Origin of the sequence: Lachnospira hominis (ex Hitch et al. 2025) (assembly GCF_040096395.1) — a bacterium.
GTDB classification, from domain to species: Bacteria; Bacillota; Clostridia; order Lachnospirales; family Lachnospiraceae; genus Lachnospira; species Lachnospira hominis.
The window spans coordinates 144,460-163,768 of record NZ_JBBMES010000006.1; the positions used below are offsets into that span (position 1 = coordinate 144,460).

Annotated in this window: 13 protein-coding genes and 2 pseudogenes; 1 reads left to right on the top strand and 14 read right to left on the bottom strand. The window is 35.0% G+C overall.

Going from position 1 to position 19,309, the window contains the following annotated elements; translation table 11 throughout:
• Positions 1-89: 89 nt before the first annotated feature.
• Both WMO38_RS07740 and recQ read right to left on the bottom strand, forming a co-directional pair.
• Positions 90-1,433, bottom strand: coding sequence for an MATE family efflux transporter (locus tag WMO38_RS07740; protein WP_349162079.1), 1,344 nt, complete (start codon positions 1,431-1,433; stop codon positions 90-92).
• Positions 1,426-3,288, bottom strand: coding sequence for a DNA helicase RecQ (gene recQ, locus WMO38_RS07745; protein ID WP_349162081.1), 1,863 nt, complete (start codon positions 3,286-3,288; stop codon positions 1,426-1,428). The genes WMO38_RS07740 and recQ overlap by 8 nt, the downstream gene beginning before the upstream one ends.
• Positions 3,289-3,491: 203 nt before the next feature.
• Between recQ and WMO38_RS07750 the strand changes: the two genes are divergently transcribed.
• Entirely contained in the window at positions 3,492-4,880 is a 1,389-nt protein-coding gene (locus tag WMO38_RS07750) for a TrpB-like pyridoxal phosphate-dependent enzyme (RefSeq protein ID WP_349162082.1), read from the top strand.
• 151 nt (positions 4,881-5,031) lie between these two features.
• Here the strand turns inward: WMO38_RS07750 and WMO38_RS07755 are convergent, their stop codons facing one another.
• The 12 genes and pseudogenes from WMO38_RS07755 to WMO38_RS07810 all read right to left on the bottom strand — a co-directional run.
• On the bottom strand, positions 5,032-6,363 hold the full coding sequence (locus tag WMO38_RS07755; protein WP_349162083.1) for an HD domain-containing protein: 1,332 nt from the start codon (positions 6,361-6,363) through the stop codon (positions 5,032-5,034).
• 60 nt (positions 6,364-6,423) lie between these two features.
• On the bottom strand, positions 6,424-6,921 hold the full coding sequence (locus WMO38_RS07760) for a low molecular weight protein-tyrosine-phosphatase (RefSeq protein ID WP_349162085.1): 498 nt from the start codon (positions 6,919-6,921) through the stop codon (positions 6,424-6,426).
• A gap of 175 nt (positions 6,922-7,096) precedes the next feature.
• The gene (locus WMO38_RS07765) at positions 7,097-7,393 is read right to left on the bottom strand and encodes a hypothetical protein (protein ID WP_349162087.1); all 297 of its coding nucleotides are present in this window, start codon (positions 7,391-7,393) and stop codon (positions 7,097-7,099) included.
• Between the two features lie 110 nt (positions 7,394-7,503).
• Complete coding sequence (locus WMO38_RS07770) at positions 7,504-8,100, bottom strand: hypothetical protein (RefSeq protein ID WP_349162089.1); 597 nt, start codon at positions 8,098-8,100, stop codon at positions 7,504-7,506.
• A 293-nt stretch (positions 8,101-8,393) separates the two neighbouring features.
• Positions 8,394-12,287 (bottom strand): N-6 DNA methylase, encoded by a 3,894-nt coding sequence (locus tag WMO38_RS07775; protein WP_349162090.1) that lies wholly within the window; start codon positions 12,285-12,287, stop codon positions 8,394-8,396.
• A 470-nt stretch (positions 12,288-12,757) separates the two neighbouring features.
• A complete protein-coding gene (locus tag WMO38_RS07780) occupies positions 12,758-14,179 on the bottom strand; it encodes an ApeA N-terminal domain 1-containing protein (RefSeq protein ID WP_349162091.1) in 1,422 nt (473 codons plus the stop codon).
• 90 nt (positions 14,180-14,269) lie between these two features.
• Positions 14,270-14,989 (bottom strand): S1 family serine peptidase, encoded by a 720-nt coding sequence (locus WMO38_RS07785; RefSeq protein WP_349162092.1) that lies wholly within the window; start codon positions 14,987-14,989, stop codon positions 14,270-14,272.
• A 125-nt stretch (positions 14,990-15,114) separates the two neighbouring features.
• A pseudogene (locus tag WMO38_RS07790) lies at positions 15,115-15,531 on the bottom strand (tyrosine-type recombinase/integrase); the annotation flags it as partial.
• Positions 15,532-15,671: 140 nt separating this feature from the next.
• Positions 15,672-16,071 (bottom strand): annotated as a pseudogene (locus WMO38_RS07795) (PcfB family protein); the annotation flags it as partial.
• 187 nt (positions 16,072-16,258) lie between these two features.
• The gene (locus WMO38_RS07800) at positions 16,259-17,707 is read right to left on the bottom strand and encodes a hypothetical protein (RefSeq protein WP_349162093.1); all 1,449 of its coding nucleotides are present in this window, start codon (positions 17,705-17,707) and stop codon (positions 16,259-16,261) included.
• 51 nt (positions 17,708-17,758) lie between these two features.
• Positions 17,759-18,778 carry an SIR2 family protein gene (locus WMO38_RS07805; protein WP_349162094.1) on the bottom strand — a complete coding sequence of 340 codons (1,020 nt, stop codon included), beginning with the start codon at positions 18,776-18,778 and terminating at the stop codon, positions 17,759-17,761.
• Positions 18,779-18,831: 53 nt separating this feature from the next.
• The coding region (locus WMO38_RS07810; RefSeq protein ID WP_349162095.1) for a hypothetical protein at positions 18,832-19,309 on the bottom strand (478 nt) is incomplete at its 5' end.

Genomic DNA, 19,309 nt, shown 5'->3' on the forward strand with positions numbered 1-19,309 from the left:
TCTGTAGCATTGATATGCAAAGCTTACAAAAAGCTTCGCTGTCCGTGAGAATTGCTTTATTCACGGATGCGAAGCTTTTTATTTTTTCTTTATGCTGTTTTTCCTGCTCTCTCAAGTCGTTTTTTACAATACATAAATGCCGGGAACAGGAATATGTCCGCTGCAATCCATGCGAGCGGATTTGCAAGACACGCACCGCTATATCCCATAACCGGAACCAGCATAACTGCCGCAAATGTTCTTGCCGCCATCTCAAACACTCCCGCAAGTATTGCAAACGTTGAAAATCCCATACCCTGTATGCAAAATCTTATTACATTGACAAATGTAAGCGGTATATAGAACAATGCCGAATATACAATAAACTGATGTGTCAGTCTTATTATCTCTGTCTCTGATGCTGCCACAAACAGAAGTGCAATGTAACTTGCAAAGAAATATAAAAGAACAAATGCAACAATGCTGTATATAATTCCTATTATTCCCGCAGCCTTAATTCCCTTTCCGAGACGCTCCGTTTTGCCGGCTCCTACGTTCTGACCGCCATATGTTGCCATCGTCGAACCGAGTGCATCAAACGGACAACATGTAAATGTAAATATCTTTGAGCCTGCTGTCATTGCTGCAACATAGACTGAGCCAAGCGTATTAACTGCTGCCTGAAGAATTACACTTCCTATTGCCGTGATTGAATACTGCAGTCCCATAGGAATTCCATTTATGCAAAGATTCTTAACATAAACCTTTTTAAACTTCTTCTCCTGCTTCTGGAATTTCAGTATATCATATTTTTTATTCATATAAACATAACATGCCACACCTGATATAAGCTGTGATATGTCTGTCGCCCATGCAGCCCCGGCAACTCCCATTTTAAATACAAGAATAAATACAAAATCAAGTATTATATTTATAACCGCCGAAACGACAAGGAAATATACAGGTGTCTTGCTGTCACCAAGTGAACGGATTACACCAGAAACCATATTATAAAGGAAAACCGTTGGTATTCCTGCAAATATTACAACAATATATGCATATGCATGCTCATAAATATTGGAAGGTGTCCTTAAAAGTGTAAGTATACCGCGGCAGCCCACAACTGATGCGACCATCAGCACAACCGAAAATATAATGCTGCAAATATATCCATTATATACATACTTTCTGAGTTCCGAATATTTGCCTGCTCCAAACTGCTGTGCAACAGGAATCGCAAATCCGTTACATACTCCCATGCAGAAACCAATAATCATAAAGTTAATGCACGCCGTAGCTCCAACGCCCGCAAGTGCATCTACGCCTAATGTTTTTCCAACAATCATTGTGTCCACCAGATTGTAAAACTGCTGAAAAAGCATTCCCATAAGCATAGGAATTGCAAATCCAAGAATCAGTTTCATCGGCGAACCTTTTGTCATGTCTTTAACCATGTGTATCCTCCTGATTTTCGTGTTCTTTTATACATTTAAGAAACTCTTTTCCGTATCTTTCGTATTTATTTTCACCAACACCGTTTACATTAAGCATTTCTGCTTTTGTATGTGGTCTTTTTATGCACATATCAGTAAGTGCCTTATCTGAAAAGACTATATATGGCGGCACATTTTCATTTCGTGCAATATCAATTCTTAACATACGCAGTCTTTCAAACAGCATAAGGCCGTCTGCATCGAGGCTTTTTGGTGTACGCTTTTCTTTTTTGAATTCTTCTTTTCGTTCCGACCATTTCATAATAAGATGCTCTTCACCTGATATCAGCATATCTGAAGTTTCTGTAAGTTTAAGAAGTCTGTACATATCATCCGTTTCCCTAAGATACCCATCAAGCAGCATCTTGTCAATAACGCCTTTTATAAAGCTTTCACTCATCTGACGGCACATTCCAAATGTCGAATACCTGTCAACTCCGTAACTTCTTAGTTTTGCCTTATTTTCACAGCGAATCGTCCCTGTTATTACCGATGTTCCAAATCTTTCATGACACTCTTTTATTGTCTTAATAATAACTGAAGCTGTATTTGTTACATCCTTTTCTTCAAATACTGCAGAACAGTTGCTGCAGTTACCACAGTCATCTTTTCCTGAATACTCGCCAAAATAGTTTAGCATGTATTCTCTCAGACACTCCTTTGTACTGCAGTAGTAACGCATTTTTTTCAATCTGCGTATATCATTGTCATGTACAGCTTTTCTTTCCTCTTCAGTAAATTCGTTATTTTCCCCTTTATTTTCGATGAGGAATTCGTTGATAATAACATCCTGTGGCGAAAAAAGCAATATACATTCTGCAGGTTCTCCATCACGGCCGGCTCTTCCCGCTTCCTGATAATAATTTTCTATACACTGAGGCATATTATAATGAAGCACATATCTTACATTTGACTTGTCTATACCCATGCCAAACGCATTTGTTGCCACAATTACCGGTTTTTCATCATATATGAAATCTTCCTGATTGGCTTTTCTCATATCATTATCAAGCCCGGCGTGATACCTTGTAACTGCAATTCCATTTTTAGCAAGCATCGCATATACTTTGTCAACATTTTTTCTTGTAGCACAATATATTATTCCACTGTCATCCCTGTGAGAAAGCACATAATTAAGCACTTCTGCATCCTTATTATTCGGCTGACGCACTTCAAAATACAGGTTACTCCTGTCAAATCCGGTCACCTTTATAAAAGGATTATTCAGTCCCAGCACGCATACAATATCATCTTTTACTGCCTGCGTTGCTGTTGCTGTAAATGCACTTACAACAGGTCTTTTAGGCAGCATTTTTATAAGATTCACTATTTTAAGATAGCTTGGCCTGAAATCCTGTCCCCACTGTGAGATGCAATGTGCCTCATCTATCGTAATCATCGAAATATCGGCATTAAGCACAAATTCAAGAAATCTGTTGGTTTCAAGTCTTTCCGGTGCTACATAGACTATTTTGTATCTGCCACACATCGCATTATAAAGTGCTTTCGTAATCTGATTTTCAGTGAGGGCACTGTTTATATATGCAGCATGAACCCCTGCCTCATTCAATGCTTTTACCTGGTCTATCATAAGTGAAATAAGCGGAGATACTACTATTGTTATTCCGGGAAGCAATAACGCCGGAAGCTGGTAACATATTGATTTACCTGCTCCTGTAGGCATTATTCCACAAACATCGCGTCCCAGAAGTATGTTATCCACAATTTCCTCCTGCCCCGTCCTGAATGAATCATATCCAAAGACTTTTCGCAGTACATCTTTTTTTCTGTTTTTCATATCCACCATTCCTGCCATTGTTTATCTCCGCTAATTACTGTTTTGTGTCTTCGTTAATTACTGTTTTGTGTCTCCGATAGATTATCGCTTTATCGCAAAGTATGCAAGTATTTTTTCTTAATAAATTTAATATTGATACACTTTTAATCATTGCTAATTTTCACTATTTATGATACGATATTTTAAATAGTTTTTAAAAACAAAAGGAGTTATTTATTATTATGGGGTCAGAGAAAAAAATTCCGTACAAAATTTATCTTAACGAGGATGAGCTGCCAAAATCATGGTACAACGTGCGTGCCGATATGAAAAACAAACCGGCTCCGCTCCTCAATCCAGCAACTTTAAAGCCAATGACAGCAGATGATTTGAAAGCTGTATTTTGTGATGAATTAATCGCACAGGAACTTGACGAAACTAATGCATATATTCCTATTCCTGAAGAAATCGTTGATTTCTACAAGATGTATCGTCCGTCACCTCTTGTCCGTGCATATTGTCTTGAGAAAAAATTGCAGACACCTGCTAAGATTTACTATAAATTTGAAGGCAATAACACAAGTGGAAGCCACAAGCTTAACTCTGCTATCGCACAGGCTTATTATGCAAAAAAGCAGGGGCTTAAAGGTGTTACAACAGAGACCGGTGCCGGTCAGTGGGGTACTGCACTTTCTATGGCATGCTCTTATTTCGGACTTGACTGTCAGGTTTATATGGTAAAAGTTTCTTACGAACAGAAGCCATTCAGACGTGAAGTTATGCGTACATACGGAGCAAAAGTCACTCCTTCTCCAAGCACAACTACTGAAGTCGGAAAGAAGATTCTTGCTGAACATCCCGGCACAACAGGAAGTCTCGGATGTGCAATCTCTGAGGCAGTCGAAGCCGAATCACGCCAGGAAGGTTACCGCTATGTTCTCGGAAGCGTTCTCAATCAGGTACTTCTCCACCAGACTGTAATAGGTCTTGAGACTAAAGCTGCTCTTGAAAAATATGATATTGTTCCTGATATTATCATCGGATGTGCCGGTGGCGGCTCAAACCTCGGCGGTCTTATTTCTCCATTTGCCGGTGAAATGCTCCGCGGTGAACATGACTATCAGATTATTGCGGTTGAACCTGCATCATGCCCAAGTCTTACAAGAGGCGTGTTTGCATATGATTTCTGCGATACAGGAAAGGTATGCCCTCTTGCTAAGATGTATACACTCGGAAGCGGATTTATCCCTTCTGCCAACCACGCCGGCGGATTACGCTACCATGGTATGAGCCCTGTTGTTTCACAGCTCTACCATGACGGAATTATCGAGGCAAGAAGTGTAGAACAGACTTCTGTATTTGAGGCAGCTGAACAGTTCGCAAGAGTTGAAGGCATTCTTCCGGCTCCTGAAAGCAGCCACGCAATCCGTGTTGCAATCGACGAAGCTCTCAAATGCAAGGAAACAGGCGAAGAAAAGACTATTGTATTTGGTCTTACAGGCACAGGTTACTTCGACATGGTTGCTTACGAAAAGTTCAACAACGGCGAAATGACAGACTACATTCCGACTGATGAAGATTTAAAACCTGGCTTTGACGGAATTCCAAAATTTCCCGGAAATGAATTTTAATATTCTATAGATTTTTATAAAATTTTTTAGCATTACAGTACAATACACATTGGTTAAATAATCCAATTTAATAAATGTCCTGTAAAACTAAGCGGATGAAAACGATAACTAACTGAAGGCTTCCTTCTGATTCGTTTTTCATCCGCTGTTTTTATTGTCTTTCTTTTTTTAATGTCGTAATTTCCTTATGTCCCGGATAAATCAGATAATTTCCGTCTATATCTTTTAAACGCTGTAAAGACTTAATCATATCTTCTTCATTTCCACCCGGCAGACTTGTCTTTCCGTGTCCTCCCGCAAGCATGGTATCACCCGTAAAAATTATGCCTTTTATATTATCCGGTTCATTTGAATCACCAACCTGATATATTGTATTTTCAGCATCCATATATTTGGCAGCTGTATATTTGTTTTCATCTATTCTATGTCCCGTGCTGTTTTTAAAATCAATCTTAAATGCAGCAGAACCCGGTGTGTGCCCCGGTAAAATCATGGTTTCAAATCTTATATCATCAAGCCAGATTTCATCACCCTCTCCTAATAAAACAGATGGATATACGGCTTTATACGGCACTTCAACATATGGTCTTTCATTTATCAGTTCTTCATCAAGAAGACGCGGTGCATCAATCCTGCTGATAACTACAGGAATATTATACTTTTCTTTCAAAGCACCAAGTGCAAGTATGTGGTCCGTATGCCCATGCGTCACCAGAATATACTGTGGCTTCAGCCCATTTTTACTGATATTATCAATTATCTTTTCTGCATCATCTGCCGGGTCAATAATCAGGCAGTTATTCGTCCTGATATTGTATACAATATAACAATTAGTAAAACATGCACCAAGAACAAGCCTTATTATGCCGATATTATCTGTTAGCACTACATCACTGATATCTTCCTTTACATAACCTGCAAATTTTGCTTTTTCTATCTTTTCTATTGTATCGTTATTTGCATGTTCTTTTAGTTTTTCAGTCACTTTACTAAATGCCGCCTCTTTTTCACCATAAGAGAGCTGCAACTCATATTCTAACGGCAGCCATGTTCTTATATCAGCCTCGTTATGCTGGATAACCGCCTCCATCCTGTCAAGTGCCTTATACAGTTTGGCTTCAGTTGTAACCTGCTCTTCCATCTCTTTAAACAGTTCATGAAGTTCTTTTTTATACGGCTTTGGCAGTTCATCTATCCAATTTTCAACTATCTTCTCTTCTTTAAGGCTGTCTTTTTCTTTCTTTTCAAATGTCGGAATGTCGCCTGTGAACGCCTCCCCGATATCGTGAAACATACACATTCGGATTACCTTATCTATGTCTGCATCTTTAAACTCATCCTTCATAAAATAAGCCATAAGTGTAAGCCTGTAACAGTGCTCAGCAACACTTTCACGTCTTCCAGATGAAAGCCATGAATGTCTTGTATTATTTTTTAGTTTTTCAGTCAGATGCATTATTTCAAAATATTTTTCAAGATTCATAATACTTCTCCATTTTGATTAATCTGTTGAAATGTTATGTGTTTGATGATTTTTATAAATTTATATAACATGCTGTGATTCCAGATATGCAAGGAAGCCTTCACAGCCTTCCACAACATCCCTATATGTATCAACGAAATTGCCTGAATACCACGGGTCAGCAATACTGCTGCCTTTGCGGTCTGTATAATCCAGAAGAAGCTTTATTTTGTTATCTGTGTCAGGTCCTGTAATTCTTATTGTATTGCGTATATTGCTGCTGTCCGCACACAAAAGATAATCATAGTAATTGTAATCCTGCTTTGTGACCTGTCGTGCCCGCTTGCTGCTGAAATTGGTATACGCAGTCTTTCCAATTCCGTGTTTTTTTAGTTCTGCCTGTGCCGGCGGATATATAGAATTGCCTTTGCCATTCCATATCTCCTCGGTCGATGTCGCCGCCGATGCTATATCAAATTTATCTTTTATGCCACGCTTCTCAACCATGTCTTTTAAAATAAATTCAGACATCGGTGAGCGGCAGATATTGCCGTGGCAGATAAAAAGTACTTTAATCATAAAATTTCTCCTTCATAATCTGATAAATACCGCGTAGTTTTGCTAGGTTTTGCAAGGCCTCTCAACCTTTAACTCTCTCTACTGTAAATGTGTGTAAAAATGCAAATTGTAGCAAATCTACGCAATACACAGACGTCAATCGTAGTAAAAACGTAGTAGAACTACTCAATAATTACTACTCATACTTTTGCATTCTCCAGTCCTTATATATCCAATAGCAGGCTGCTATTTCAAGTATACCCACTTCTGGTCTTCCATCCCTATTTTCTTTTTCAAGTATGTGTTGAATTATGGAATTTTTGATTAATTTTTTTCTTTTATGTTCAACATTTTCATAACCACTTTTCTCAAACCATTCTTCAAATTGTTCAAATTCTTTTTTATTGTCAAAAAACATTACTGGAATTTCGATCCCACTTCTATTACAACAATAATTTCTACGATTAATTACTGAATTCAACTTTCCATTCATACTATCTTTCAAAAAATAGTAAAATAAACCTTTCCCAATAATATACCGTGTTTCGGGTTTAGGGATAATGCAACGTCCCATATCCATAAACCATAATTCAGATTCATATATTATAGTCGTAAGGTACTCAATCGCAATAAGAAACATCGGAATGCATATTTTTCATTTTCAACTTCTTTATCTGTCAGCGAAACTCGTTTCAGCTTGATTGCCAAGTCACATAACTTGGATATAAATTCCGTATAAGCATTCACAGCATCCGGCTCAGACGCAAGTGGAAACCAGGGAAATGAAATCTGGTCATCAGTAATTTTTACATCCAACTGCTCCGCCTGGAATGCATGCTTCATAAGCGTTTGCTTTCCTTCTATCAACTTCTGCAAATTTTCCAGTTTGTCATCTGTAAACATGCTTCTCGGAACCGAAATGCTTAATACATTTTGCTCTATTATCTCATCTTCTGACTGTATCGCATTCTGCAAAGGCTCACCTGTATAAAATCTCTCTATAATCAAGTCCAATTGGCTTTCTGTAATTTCATTGGATGCCTGAAATACACCTTTTTTATCAAGAATACTCTCACCAATCATATAATCAAATCTTGGTGTTCTTGTATACTTTACAGGTAATCCAAGTGTTTCACCAATGGCATAAGCCAGCTTCTTACGTTCTTCTCCTGTAACTTTAAAATCAATTTCTGTAATCATTGCACATACCTGCCTTTCCTTTTTGGTATGTACATATATCACTCTACCAGGCCAATTAGTCAACACAATATTTGAAAAAGAGCTGCCCTATTTCAAGGCAGCCCTACTTTTACACAAATCGACAATACTTTTCGCGCACAGCATTTTAATATTTTTACTTAATTTCAGCCATTCGAGTTGCTAAAACCAAGTTAACACAATACCCCCTGTGCAATTTCGCGAAAATATGCGTGAGAGGGGGCATCGGTCTTCATTCTAAAAGGTCGTAGAGATTTGAACCATCCCTTCCTCATCTACAAATATTTGTCTATAAGCTTAGCCTGTTGCATTTCAATATCATAAATGTCATGCAATGATTTGTCAATCATATCATCATATTTACTAACACTTTTAACTATTCTTTTCTGTTCCTCCATATCTCCTGGTACAGGAATTTTAATAGCTTTAAGTGTATCAATTGATGTTACGTTTTGAATACCTTTCCCATGACTTTTTCTTGTAAATTCAAGTGTAATATATTCCAAACACATTTTTAAATATTCTGGTAAAATTTTATCTGTGGTTCTAAATCTTAATAGTGCTTGATTTATTATGCCTGGTTTTGCTTCTGTTGGAACAATTGCAAACTTACCAATTGTTCCAGAACAGCTCATAAGAATATCATTGGGCAACACTTCAAACGCTTTCATTTCATTAAATTTTTCAGTTGTTATATAATATCTCCCAATTGAAAAATCATTTTTTATTACATGCTTCTGTTCATATACCTTATAGCCAGATGCTACAAATATTTCCTTCTTCAATGAACCTCCAAAAGGTCCTCTTCTGAGAGTAACGTATTCCTCATCTCCAAGAAAAAACTCCTTATGCCCTTTACAAAATATATCCGAAATAATATTTTCCCTATTTTGCTTAATAACAACAATTTCTTCCTGTTTCTTTGCTATATCAGAATACAGTTTATTATTCTCTTTACACAATTGTTCTTGCACAACTATTGGTGGTTTTGGAACTTTTAGATTCGATATTTGTGTAGGTGTTAATTCAATCTGCCCACTTTGTCCAGTTGCTAAAGATTCTAGATTTTTAAAACCTATATTTTTAAGTACGTACAACAAAAATTCAGGTAACATCTCTGTTTGATCTAAGCGCACAATAGCAACATGACTATCAACGACAAAATCTCCTTCCAAATTAAACAGATTTACCCGCCCAGCAGTACCTACACCAGTTGAATTGATTAATATATCCCCTTTTTGCAAATTTCTATCATCTGAAACAAATGAATCAGCAGCATAATACTTTTCAGTAAAATCAAATTCATATTCTCCACGAATCTGACCTGATTTTATGACCTGAACAGCAGATGATCCATACTGCGTAGACTTTCCCCTAACAATGGGCATTTTTATAATCCTATCCAACTTAGTCTGTTTATACTGACTTGTCAAAATAAACTCTCTTGGACTAATATATATTCTGTTTTCAAAATCCGCTTCCTTAAAGTTGAACATGGATGAAGTATTTACAACAATAACGTTATCTCTCAATGTATTATCCACTTCTGGATATTCGTCCAAAAAAGCACTATGAATATAATAGTTAACTTTTTCTGGATTTGAATTTAAATCTTCTTCATCATATAACTTTGAAATAATACAGCCGTTCTCATCTGCATATGGATGTATCCCCTCATAACGACGCCTTGTAGCAAATTCATAACCCAAAAAGTCTTTTTCAGCCTGTTTTTCACCTGTTTTTATTAATATAGTCTTACTTGCAAATGTGAGTAAATAATATGTTATTTTTTCAAATTCTAGTTGCTCCAGCAATTTTATTTTTATTCTATCATATTCCACTTTAAAAGAGTTTTTATCTAATTTTTTATTCTTTTTTAAATCCTTATATTCCTTAGTTTTTTTTACAAGCTTCTCAAAATCAATATAAAAATCACTTTCTAACATTTCCCTTGACGGATTATTTTCAAGTAACTGAATATAGTCTTCAAAAGAAATATTATCAAATGCCTCTGATACATATTTTTTTATAACATCCGGCTTCCCATTATATGAAAAATCATTATGATTAATGATAAAGTCTTTTGCAGTTTTTTCAGCAATTGCAATTTCAGTCTGAGGCCTCTTTTTCAAGAAAACAATTATTGTTTTTACATCAGTAGCCATAAAAGTATTTCCACCAGAATGGTTCGATATTGCTTTTATATAAAAATTTTTTAACAAAATATCTCTTGTCTTTTCTGACAACGCACCTGAATTAGACAAAATAGAAACAGGCAGAATAATTGCTGCACATCCATCTTCACCTAGCAACTGTTTTGTTCTTTCCACAAACAGACACTCGATTTCAGAACTATTTTCTGTCAAATATTTATATGTTTCAAAATCATCGTCTCCCGATAGTAATGTCTGTTTAAACGCAGATACAGAATATGGTGGATTTGCAATTACAAAATCAAAATTACCATTTTCCCTTTTTGTAGTCCACAGTGCTCCTTTATATTTTTCAGAAGTAAACTTATCTAACCCATCAGCATGAATTATATTTGCCTCTCCATCTCCATTCAAAAATGTACTAATCTTTGTCGTTTTAACTAAGCGATAGTCCTTCTCAATTCCATAAACATAATCTTTTGCCCATTCAAATTCTCCTTGTACATCATCATCATTTCCTGTTTGCTTCCACTTATCAAATGTGTTTCTCATTCTTGGCTTCAATTTTGATGTATCATAATTATTGAGTATTCCTTGCATAATATCCATATATTCAGTCAAAAAATGTCCAGAGCCACAAGCATAGTCGATAACCAATGGTAAAATATCCTTCCTATTTGAAGAAACATTACTATCAATTCGTTCCTTTATCGGAAGAGAACTAATCATATAACGAGCAATTGGAACAGGTGTAAAGAATTGTCCAGCTTCTTGTTTAATACTCGTATTTAAAAGTAACTCAAAAAAGTTTCCTAAGAACTGTTGTTTATGTCCGTATCTAAATTGATACGGCTGTAATAATTCCACCACTTCCTTCAATACCTTTGCGTTTTCTTCAAATGACTCTTTATTATATACTTCCTTAAATGCAAATTCAGGATTTTTTTGAAGTCGTAGTTCTTGAAACATTTGTTTTATAATATTTTTTGAGCTTTCATCTACAATCGCCAAACTATTTTCAATTTCCTTATCCGAATAATCTGTCACTTCTATTCCTAAGAATCTATCCATCCCCTGTTTATATAAGTCTTCAAGATTTGATTGTAAACTTATATATGTAGAATCGTCTTTCCATTGAAACAGCAGTTCCTCATCATCATTGCGATCCTCATCAATAATTTTACATATGAACAAATTAAGTATTTTGTTAAATGCATTGGGTTTATCAGAAACTGAATTATGCCTCAAAATTTCAAGAAACTGGTTAAATATTCTACTACTATCAGCATCTGTAATTTTTGCCAAATCTTTTCTAAGCAGAGATTTTGGTTCAATACAATAAGGTTTTATTGTATCTTCAAAAATACCATTTCTTTTAAACGATTTATTCCAATACGTATATAATTCTAATGCATTAGATAAATTTCTCCACGATTTCTCTACAGGAATAATTGCATTTTCATACTTTAATTCATCAGAAGACCAATCAGACGCATATAAACACAAAAATTCCGTTGTCTTTTCATGCCAACAATATGTTAAAAGCTGTCCTTTAGGTTGTTCCTCACACCCCACTTTTTTTGTTAATAACATATTAGATTTTTCTTTTTTATACTCTTTATCCCAAGTTTTACATTCAATCATCAAATATGATCTTCCATCCATTTTAACCATAATGTCAAGACGATCAGTAGTAGAATGTCCTCCTGACCATCCATACTCTAAAGTCAATGATGCTGGTTTATATCCCTTTTCGAGTAATCTATTCACACACTCTAGAACAACAAAATTCTCTTCCTTCTCAAAATTCGAAGTTGTTTTATTCGAAACAGTTATACGCTTATCTTCTGACTTAGAATTATCTGCATACTCTATTTTTTCATTATCAAAATCCAACCTTATAGTATAATCGTCATATTCAGTGTATGTTTTGGTCCAAATCTCTCCTCTGCCATTTTTTAAACTATAATTAAGCATTTTCAGCAACTTTCTAATATGCTCTTTCTTAACTGCCATAATTCAATCTCCATTTCATCCAATTTTCCCTGCGAATAAAAAATTATATCATCTACGTCCAACATATACAATACAAATCGCCACGTTACAACATAAAAATAGCAGGTACTTTTCACCTGCTACTTTCACATTTATTCACGGTTCATAAGACAATTCATCATTATTTTGTTATCCTCATTCGTATAGAAACCGTAGTCCAGCTCCTATCACTCTACCACGCTTTGCCCCGCTTTATCGCACTTCATCGCCACTTATAACTGTACTCAAAACCCTGCCGTGGCAGATAAATAATATTTTTATCATTGTTTTGTTTCTCCTTGTTTTGCCCCGGAATGCCCTGTTTTGCGAGGGATGCTGGGATTCGTGTAGTTTGCTCTGAAATTACAGATTGCGGCAAATCAGAGCAGAATTAAGCAAATTGTTACTACCTGTTAGTAGTAAAATTGGTAGTAAAAGGAAACTTCTTACTACTAAGAATTTTGCGACTCACTTCGCTGACTATACCAATAATTTAACTTTTCATGTCGTTTCATTACCTTGCCAATAGCTCCACTATTACGCAACCCCAATTCAACCAAAAAATGATACTCAAATACTTCCATAAGAACAGCAATTGCATATTGCAAATCTATACCTCTTAAAGATTTCTCTTCTTTTGTTTTACCATAATGTGTATAGTAATGACGAGTATCAACAATCTTTTCAATAAAGTCATATAACTCAACCTGTATCCCACCTATAAACAGTGGAAACAAGCTAAGTCTAAAATCATCATTCATTAAATCTACCAATCTACTCTTCAGAATTATATAACTAATATTTTCATCAGATTGTGTCGTATCAAAATATGCATTTCTGTTTTTCTCATCTATATCATCTAAATCTTCAACCTCAAACAACTTTACCACATGTTTTTTATATTTCTTCAAATCATTATACTTAAATCTTGCGTGATAAGTTTCTAATGCCTGCACTATATTCAAATACTGCATTTCAATTGGCAAATCTTCATATCTAATGATTGAAAAGTACAGATTTAAGGCTGGCTTTATTTTATCAATTATCATACTCCAATTTTGAATAACTTCACTATTTGTAACTATATCATCAAGTGTGAATAACATATCAAAATTTGTTATTTCATCGCCTTTTGAATATGGTTTATCTCCCACATAGATTTCTTTCGGCATAACAATATCTTTTCGTTCTGGATGAAAATAATTTCTTTTATCATAAAAACAAATTTTTCTTCTGTACGGAATTATACCTGAGCCAATCGTGATTAACATCTCTATTTTTTTATAATCTAACATAAATTCTTCTAAACTTGTTTCTGTGTTATAACTAAAAACAATTTCTATGTATTGTTCTAACTCTAGCTTTTTCTCTATTACTGCACTACCTTTTCCACCTTTACAAATAGGAATAAAAGCAATTGACAATGTTTCATTTATTGTTAATTCAATTTTTCCCTTACTTTCCCAATTATAATATTGAAAATTTGTAGAAGTAAAACTACACAACTTAGACCAATTTAATAGTCCATCCATTTCTACGGAATACTTACTAAATTTTATGTCATCTTTACTTTCATAGTGAAACCCCCAAAAAGCCCATTTAGATTCAATAATAATTTCTGTATATGAGCCTAAATATTCATGTCTATGAATCACATCATTATTGACCAATGTGATTTTATTATTTCCAATAAGATTTCCTGTTATTATTGGACATATTGTTTTAATTCTATGTCCGAAGCCAATGCCATCATCCCCCATAACGAATAGTTTAAGTCTAATCAGCCCTCTATTCTTATCAATAAACAGAATTCCTTCTTGTTCATTGTCTATATTTGGTATTTTCCATGTACCTTCATATCTATGTTCACTCATAACAAACCTCTAGTATAAACTATATCGAAATATCAACTATTTTTCACTAAAACAACGCCCTAGCCACGCAGAAAAGGCATCATCATTCTATTATATTTTTATTAAATCCTTAAGATAAAATGCAGGAGTAACTAAAGCTATTTTCCCACCTGTTGTATCACTCATAGTGCCATGCATTATTCCATGACACCAAGTTCGCTCCTTAGTAATTTGCATCACACCATTAGTAGAATAACCCAAATCAAACACAGGACACCCCGAATAACCACCAACACTTGGATTTTCTAAGCAAAAAAATTCGGACATTTCTCCTGTATCAGCACGTTTAAGTGTTACAAAACCAGAAGAAGCATAAGAACGAAATGTGAAAGGAGAAAAAGAACCTTCTATACCAAGTCCATGAGGAAATCCTATTGACGTCAACTCAAAATCACGAGATACAGCAACTCTGTCTAGATTAAAATGATCATATGGAAAAAATCTATTTTCCATAAACCGAATATTTGAATCTGTGAACACTATTGGTAATACACTTATATCTGCTATCGAATGATTAATCCATGTACTTATATTTCCAAATGTCGCAAGTGGAAGACTTTTAGCTTTTCCTTCTTTTGTAGCTATTACAATTTGAGATAAATTATTTGTTTCTCTAGCCACATGTGTTGCCGTTACAATCCATCCTCTAAATTGGTCATCACCCACTGGTGAACTTACAAACATTCCAGTACCCACACTTATTTCATTAGGTCCAACTTGTGTTCTTAACTCGCAAACCGCCCTAAACGCTTCATCTCTCTTTATAATCATTTTGCCCTCGTTTCTGATGAGAATAAAAAACATCATTTTATTTTCATTAAATTATATCAAAAAACATCCATTTTTTCCACCAAAAACGCCCCAACAATAAGCCAGAGCGTCATCCTTCTTTCATATTAAACTACCTTAAATATCTTCTGCGACATCGGTTTCTCTTTCTTCTGCTCAATCTCCGCCTGTGCCTTTCTAAACTCTTCCATCCGTTTCAATTCTTCCTCAGCATCATCGAATCCGATATGTGTGTACACATTCATTGTAACCGATATATCCGAATGCCCCATGAGGTACTGCAGCGTCTTTGGATTCTTTCCCGATTTTGCCATATTGGAGCAATAGGTATGTCGGCATACATGAGGCGTGATATTTGGCAACTGTACCCGGTAGATGTCATTGTATCTGCCGACCATATGATTAAAGCGGTGTTGCCAATGCATTGCAACAAGTGGCATTCCATTATCATCGAAAAATAGAAATCCGCTATATCCGTCTATAGATTTCTCCACTTTCGATGCATTTCTATCCTCGATGATTACACTCTGTAAAATCATCTGGTCTTTTGTGATATCATCTGCATCTCTAAGAATTTCCGGGAATACAAATATCCCTTCATTCTCCAACTGCTCCAAAGTTTTATCTGCAATTTTGCTTGTCAGAAGTGATATGCCAGACAATGACTCCTTCAGTTTCTCCCTTACGGAAGTCCCGCCCTTCCGTTTCTCATTACCATAAACAAATTCCTTGAATGCCTGTGCTACTGCATCGGCATCTCTGCCCTTGAAAAATACCACATATTTCGGCGGGTCCGTTGTCTTGTCTTTCTTGACGGCGAAATCAACATTATATTTACGAGCTACCCACTCAAAGGATTTGATATTGTCATCCGTCACTTCGATAGACGAAACTCCCACGCCTTCGCCAACCAGCTTTTTCACAGAAGTTTTACCATGCGTTTTCTCTGCTTTCTGCCTACGGTGGTTCAGATACATCCGCATTGCAGCCTTCAAGACGTTGGCATCCAGTTTAGCGGTCTTAATTACAAGAGTGATTATTTTCTGCGTTACTTCCTCTTGCATAAGTACCTCCGATCTGCATTTCCATGTGCGTATGCTCCGCTAAGGCGGAACATACAGCCGATGTAATAAATACCTCATAATTCTCCTTTCCGCTTTTGGACATCGTGTCCAAAAGCAATAAAAAAGGGCAGCTACAAATCTCTCGACTTATAACTGCCCTGACGCTGTTTTATCGACTACTTCTATATCAATACTTTCTATCGTGATAAATAAAGTAATCATCCTTATTTAATCCAATTTTCAATAAATAATTTCTTTCTTGAGACCATTCAGGTCCTACAATATCAGTCTTCGAAATCAATCTATTAACAAATTTTGTAAAATCTTCTGTTCCTCGACTATGATTAAGCAAAGTCTTTGTAGCACTTATGTTATTAGTATCAGAAAATACTTTGTAGTAATATTCCAATGCCAATTCGTTGACATCATTATTTGTATAACCATATAATTTTGCCAATCTCCCATAAAGCATTGCAATTTGCATAATGGCATTACTTTCGGTACGAAAATATTTTGTTTCACCATTGTCTACCCTTATTCTTGAATCTTGCTCGGCTTTTTTAGCCCAATCAATTGCCTCAAGTATTTCTGCTCTTGAGCCTGCATGTCTATAATTGTTCGTTATATAAATACTCTTAGCTCGTTGTAACCAGTAGTTCGGATCATTAGCCTTAAGTCTCTTTATATTTTCATTTGCATAAACATTATGTATAAACTTGGCTGCTCCATATTTAATTGAAGTAGATCTATTAGGATTCGACATTGAAGTAATAGATAATTCAGAATACACTCTAGAAAAAATGTCATTCAACTTATCAAATTGCAAAAATTCCTTAACATAATCCATATCAATTTTACTAAAACTCAACAATATTTCATATATAGCCTGACAAACATTTTTTTGATGTTCCTTAGCCATCCTGTTACCAATTTCACTACTTGCCGATGGATAAATATATGCACTTAGAATTTGTAACAATCCTAATTTTCCATTACATATCACTTTTATTGCCGAATGCTTCCCGATTTCACCCTTTTTACAATTTTCTTCTTGTATAAAAGGTGAAAACTGATTGACAATTTTCTTATATTCCTTAGCCATCCCCAATATCACAATTTCTTCGAAATAAATTTTATTCTTAACAAGTATCCATATTATTAATTTAAGTTCTTCTAAAGATGTAATAGTATAACTATTAACAAGTTTTCTATTATAAACATTCGCAATTCTTAATGTATTATCCAACAAATTATTCTTTTCGTTAAAAGTAGCAATACCTAATAAATTCAGTTTTTCGTTGATAGCTAATACATCTTTCTTTAATATCTTTCCAGTTAATGTCCCATCAATGGCATAATTAATTATTTCTGAATTGAATGTAAGTAAATTGACCACATCATCAAATGAATTCAAAAAAATACAAATAATATTTTTCTTTGAGAGATCAAAATTCACAAGCAAATTATTAAACCCACGATCATCAAGTGATTCGCTATCAAAAATAATAAGTGCATTATGTTCCTGAAGTAAATCAACAACATCTTTTTCTGATAAAGACTCTTTCTCTGAAATAAAATAGCGCTGACAATTAGGATGGGCTTCAAGAATTGCGTGTGCAAGCATAGTTTTACCCACAAATCTTCTTCCTATTACAACATTAATTTTATCTTGTAACAATTTAATATTTTAAATACGTTCTGAAGAAACATAATAAAAGGGAAGTTTATTTTTATCCGGTGATAAGTCTGCTAAATAATCAAGATTTATTCTTTTTTCTTTCCCAAGTCTTTCTAATTCTATATATTTGAAATTTGTTATGTTTTTTTCGATTTGTGCTTGGCTTTGTTCATAGCATTGAACCAAGAATTCATAAAAGTATTCATAGTCATCACTTGATGAAAGTTTGATTATATGTGAAATATTAAATCCTGCTAATTTATCTTTTTTAAATTCAGATAAATCATCTGATGTAACGTATATACCTCGAATATCTCGGACTTTTTTATTTCTGTTTTTATCTGCTAAAACAGAATATTTTATATCAATTTCGTCATCCAAACTACATCCAATATATAACAAATTCTTATTTCCACAATCTGCCGATAATAAATCATGAAATTGTTCACTTTGCCGAAGACTTGCAATATACTGACTTTCCGTAAGAATCATCTCATTATAGTCTGAGCTTTTGCAAAACATTGTAACATCGCCATGAATTTTATACAATATTCTACAATCCGGGTTTATTTTTCTCTCGTCAAACTTTCTATTTGGATAGAACACTTCCCATTCTTTAGGTCTTGAATCCTCAATTCCAGTATCAATATTTAAAGTATAAATATATGGCCATTTAATATAATTTAAAAAGCGTAATTGTTGCGGATTATTAATTCTAACTCCAGTGAAGTTTTTTAAATAATAATCAATAACCCCGTCTTCGGACGGATTTGGAAATGTATTCTGAAAAAATTCTGAAATTGAACTAAATGACTCCGACTCTAATTCATGATTATTAATTTTTTTCTTCAAGCATATTTTTTCAATCATTGCATCCTTCAAGTCAGTTCCACTAGGAACGCTACCTCCCCTTCGGGTTTTTACCCCATGTGTGAATCCTGACCCTAATATTGGCACCAAAGTTTCTTCCCTAAATGCATGGATAAAGAAATCTTTTGTTTCCTTCGAGCTAATCTTAAGTTCCTCCATTTTTCTACCTCCTCTTTCTGTTGAACATTCTCTTAAATTTTTCTATCGCATAATCAAATGGCAATGTCCAAAGTAAAACATTCTCCAGCCTTACCATTCCATACTCTTTCTCTGTAAAGCCCTCTATCTGTATCTTCTTGCAAAGCAGCTTCCTTTCTCTCCACCAGACAATGCGTATACAATGCCATGATATACTTGTCCGACATCAGAAAGGCGTATGTTTCGTTCCCCTGATATGTATATCGGCACTTTTCCAGATTTTCTTGCGATATGTGGAAATAACATCTGACCGTTTCCAAATATACATCTCCATTATACTCCGGCTTTAGCTTTTTTGCACACCTTTTGATTGTTGCAAATATATTATTTCTTTCTATTGCTGTCCTAGTTCGCTTGAATATAGGCTTTTTCCCTCGAAGGTTCATATAAACATTATTTAGGATAGTCTTTCCGACATACTGCCTGAAATCACCTATCCGCAACAAATACGATAACACCTCCAGCAATTTCTCTTTTGATGTTATCTCCTGA

Coding starts and splice junctions, on each gene's coding strand:
- recQ (WP_349162081.1), bottom strand. CDS start 3,288: ATGGCAGGAATGGTGGATATGAAAAACAGAAAAAAAGATGTACTGCGA.
- WMO38_RS07770 (WP_349162089.1), bottom strand. CDS start 8,100: ATGATTACAGAAATTGATTTTAAAGTTACAGGAGAAGAACGTAAGAAG.
- WMO38_RS07780 (WP_349162091.1), bottom strand. CDS start 14,179: ATGAGTGAACATAGATATGAAGGTACATGGAAAATACCAAATATAGAC.
- WMO38_RS07765 (WP_349162087.1), bottom strand. CDS start 7,393: ATGAATGGAAAGTTGAATTCAGTAATTAATCGTAGAAATTATTGTTGT.
- WMO38_RS07760 (WP_349162085.1), bottom strand. CDS start 6,921: ATGATTAAAGTACTTTTTATCTGCCACGGCAATATCTGCCGCTCACCG.
- WMO38_RS07785 (WP_349162092.1), bottom strand. CDS start 14,989: ATGATTATAAAGAGAGATGAAGCGTTTAGGGCGGTTTGCGAGTTAAGA.
- WMO38_RS07750 (WP_349162082.1), top strand. CDS start 3,492: ATGGGGTCAGAGAAAAAAATTCCGTACAAAATTTATCTTAACGAGGAT.
- WMO38_RS07755 (WP_349162083.1), bottom strand. CDS start 6,363: ATGAATCTTGAAAAATATTTTGAAATAATGCATCTGACTGAAAAACTA.
- WMO38_RS07775 (WP_349162090.1), bottom strand. CDS start 12,287: ATGGCAGTTAAGAAAGAGCATATTAGAAAGTTGCTGAAAATGCTTAAT.
- WMO38_RS07805 (WP_349162094.1), bottom strand. CDS start 18,778: ATGGAGGAACTTAAGATTAGCTCGAAGGAAACAAAAGATTTCTTTATC.
- WMO38_RS07740 (WP_349162079.1), bottom strand. CDS start 1,433: ATGGTTAAAGACATGACAAAAGGTTCGCCGATGAAACTGATTCTTGGA.